Origin of the sequence: Hyella patelloides LEGE 07179 (assembly GCF_900659865.1) — a bacterium.
GTDB lineage: Bacteria > Cyanobacteriota > Cyanobacteriia > Cyanobacteriales > Xenococcaceae > Hyella > Hyella patelloides.
The window spans coordinates 1-2,796 of sequence record NZ_LR214227.1; the positions used below are offsets into that span (position 1 = coordinate 1).

At 38.3% G+C, this 2,796-nt stretch carries 4 protein-coding genes; 1 reads left to right on the forward strand and 3 read right to left on the reverse strand.

Annotated features, from left to right (window positions below; genetic code table 11):
- Positions 1-331: 331 nt before the first annotated feature.
- Positions 332-1,426 carry a hypothetical protein gene (locus H1P_RS32525; RefSeq protein WP_144875503.1) on the forward strand — a complete coding sequence of 365 codons (1,095 nt, stop codon included), beginning with the start codon at positions 332-334 and terminating at the stop codon, positions 1,424-1,426.
- Between the two features lie 110 nt (positions 1,427-1,536).
- Here H1P_RS32525 and H1P_RS32530 read toward each other — a convergent pair whose 3' ends face one another.
- The 3 genes from H1P_RS32530 to H1P_RS36930 all read right to left on the reverse strand — a co-directional run.
- Complete coding sequence (locus H1P_RS32530; protein WP_144875505.1) at positions 1,537-1,674, reverse strand: isochorismate synthase; 138 nt, start codon at positions 1,672-1,674, stop codon at positions 1,537-1,539.
- A 181-nt stretch (positions 1,675-1,855) separates the two neighbouring features.
- A complete protein-coding gene (locus tag H1P_RS32535; RefSeq protein ID WP_144875507.1) occupies positions 1,856-2,188 on the reverse strand; it encodes an Hsp20/alpha crystallin family protein in 333 nt (110 codons plus the stop codon).
- Positions 2,189-2,325: 137 nt separating this feature from the next.
- The coding region (locus H1P_RS36930) for a hypothetical protein (RefSeq protein WP_186376285.1) at positions 2,326-2,796 on the reverse strand (471 nt) is incomplete at its 5' end.

The window sequence follows — 2,796 nt, forward strand, 5'->3', positions numbered from 1 at the left end:
GAACAGTATTACTATCGGTTTCATACCTGTCTTGAACGAGTTGCTCATTGAGGGAAACCCAAGGGGCTGATTCTGTCGTTTCACGGCAGAACTTGTAAGCCCCGCCCAAGACCCCTAAAGGACTAGCTTTATGCGAAGCGGTATCCTTTAGGACGCGTCGCGCACTCGTTCGCTAAATCAGCAACGCCCAAGTTGGTTAGTACCATAATTAACTTATAACAATTCTTGAAACTAGCTCAATTAATTCATAACTTCTAAGCAGTAGCACTAGCAATTTTAGTAAAATCTAGTTAGATCGATCTATCTACCTACTAAATAAACTTTGATTGTTATGTGGCTAATAGAAACAGCAATGCTTCTTGAAACACAAATTACCTTTCTGGAGCCAGTTCAGCTAAATGGCAATTTTCAGAATGTGGCTAATGGAAGCAAGAGTATTTCTCAAAACGCGAATACTTTTCTGGGGAATCCTCAGAACGGAAGAGATATAGCCAAACAGGTTAATTTGACGAGCGACCCCGCTTCGAGACCCCGCGTCGCCGTCAGGCGCAAGGGAATGCTCGAATTGCCGAGGACAGGACAGGGCGTACGAGTTCCGACGTACAAAGACCGAATCAGTCCCGACCCAAGGGAACGCGAGAGTAGGGGCATTTCTCAAAGTAGGGTTGCCTTCCATACTCCCATAAGACTAACAGTCACAGAGAAACAGGACAATTTTACTATAGAAAATAGTTCCCAAGGAAATACCGCTACCAATCTTGCTCCCATCAGTGTTAATGATAATGGGCAAGAAGAAACTGCTTTTACTCCTGGAAGTGCTTCTTGGGGGACAGACTCTTTTTTGGGTTCTGTGGGAATGAATGGTAACTTTGATGGGGAGGCTCATTTAAGAGGAGCGGATGCATTCTGGAAAAAGGATACTGACATCGGGACTATGAATTTTAATGTCAATTTTGGGGATCAAATTGACTTCACAGGGGGTAATGCTTCTTGGAAAACAAAAACCGCTCTTGGTTCGTTTCGGGTACGTGGTAATTTTGATGAGAGTACTAATATAACTGGAGGAAGCATCGATTTCGGAACAAATATTGGTATTGGCTCTATGAATGTAAGAGCTAATGTCAATCGTGAAACTGAGTTTACGGGGGGTCGTGCTTCTTGGGAAGCCAAAACCTTTCTTGGTTCAATTGGAGTAAATGGTAAATTTAACCAGGAAACTAATTTCACTGGAGGAAGTATCAATCTCAAAACAGATATTGGCATCGGTTCTGTAAAGCTACAAGCCAATGTTGACGATCAAACTGAGTTCACAGGGGGTCGTGCTTCTTGGAAAGTAGATGCGGGTGAAGCTTCGGTAAATATTGATGCAGATATTGATACTGACGGAGATTATTCCTCAAGTATTGAAATGGAAATGCCTTTTTAAAACTATTTAGGCATCGCTGTTTCTTATTTCCTCTAACAAAAACAAAAGAAAAAACTAGCGGAAAGTAAGATATTTCCACTAGCTTATTCATGGCAGATCAACTCTGATTATTATTTATCATCACAAGGTTCACCTTCAAAGGGCTGTACTCCAGCTTTCGGGTAATCATCATTTGTAGGTTTAAAAAGCCCAGAAACATCATTCCAGATAGATTGAACTGTATCTTGTAGCCATTGGAAAATTTTCATATTTTTGGCCTCTTTGACTAGTAATTATTCACTTAGGAAATTCTTGGTAAAGTAGTTTTGTCTTGTTAGGGGATATTCTAATAGTAATCCTTCACCTCCAAAAGGATAATTTTCGTTTAAAGGTTGTCCTTCAATTGACAGAAAAACCTACGCTCGTTATTGATTACAACAAACGATTAATTTAAGAATTAACCGCGCTCGCTACATTTGTTTTAGGCATAGTAATATGGAGAACTCCATCAATAAGCTCTGCGCTAACTCCTTCTACTTGAATTTTTACTGGTAAAGGAATTTGACATTGAAGCTGTCCGTAATGAAGTTGAGAAGGAATTAACTCTTTTTCGGCTGTGGATTTATGTCGGTCGTGAATTCCCGCAATTGAGATAGACTCAGTTTCCGCATGAATATTCAATTGATTAATTTCAACTCCTGGAACTTCTGCTTTAAGAATTAAATTTTGACTGGTTTCGTTTAATTCAATAGCTGGACACCAAATTTTACTTTGTTCATTCATTGAGATCGTCTCCTAAAATTCCCATCAAGCAAGTAATTTATGAAAATTGGCTTTTTTCTTTGTCTAGTTTCAGACTATGTACAAAGTTTGAAGAACTTGTGAGGATCATTAATCTATTATTTCTTTATTGATTTAATTTAAGAAATATTGTTTGATTTTTGAGAACTATTGTTCTTATTTGACCTAGGAAGTTGTTTTGCGCTATCTGAAGTCAATAGCTCGGATTTGATCTCAATTTGATTGGCGTTTACCGCTACTATTCTGTTGCTACGATAAGTAACACCACGATACTTGAGCTCAAAACTAGGTTGAGAAATTAAAACCTTATTTTGCGCTGTGTTTTTCCAAGAGATATTTCGCTCTGTAGAGATTTTGCTGATGCTTTTGCTAGATTTATGATTTGGTAATTTCTTTGATTGCCATTCTAATTGGTTACAGCCTTCTAAATACCGAGCTGTATCAATTTCTCGACAGGTTTCTAAATGGTTAATTCTGTATCTGCGCCAAAAGCTTAAGGGGTTGATAAATTTTACGTAGATATCAGTAGCAAATAATTGCTGGAAATAAAGACGAAAAGGAAAACTAATTTTGGTTTTTTGCGTTTTTTT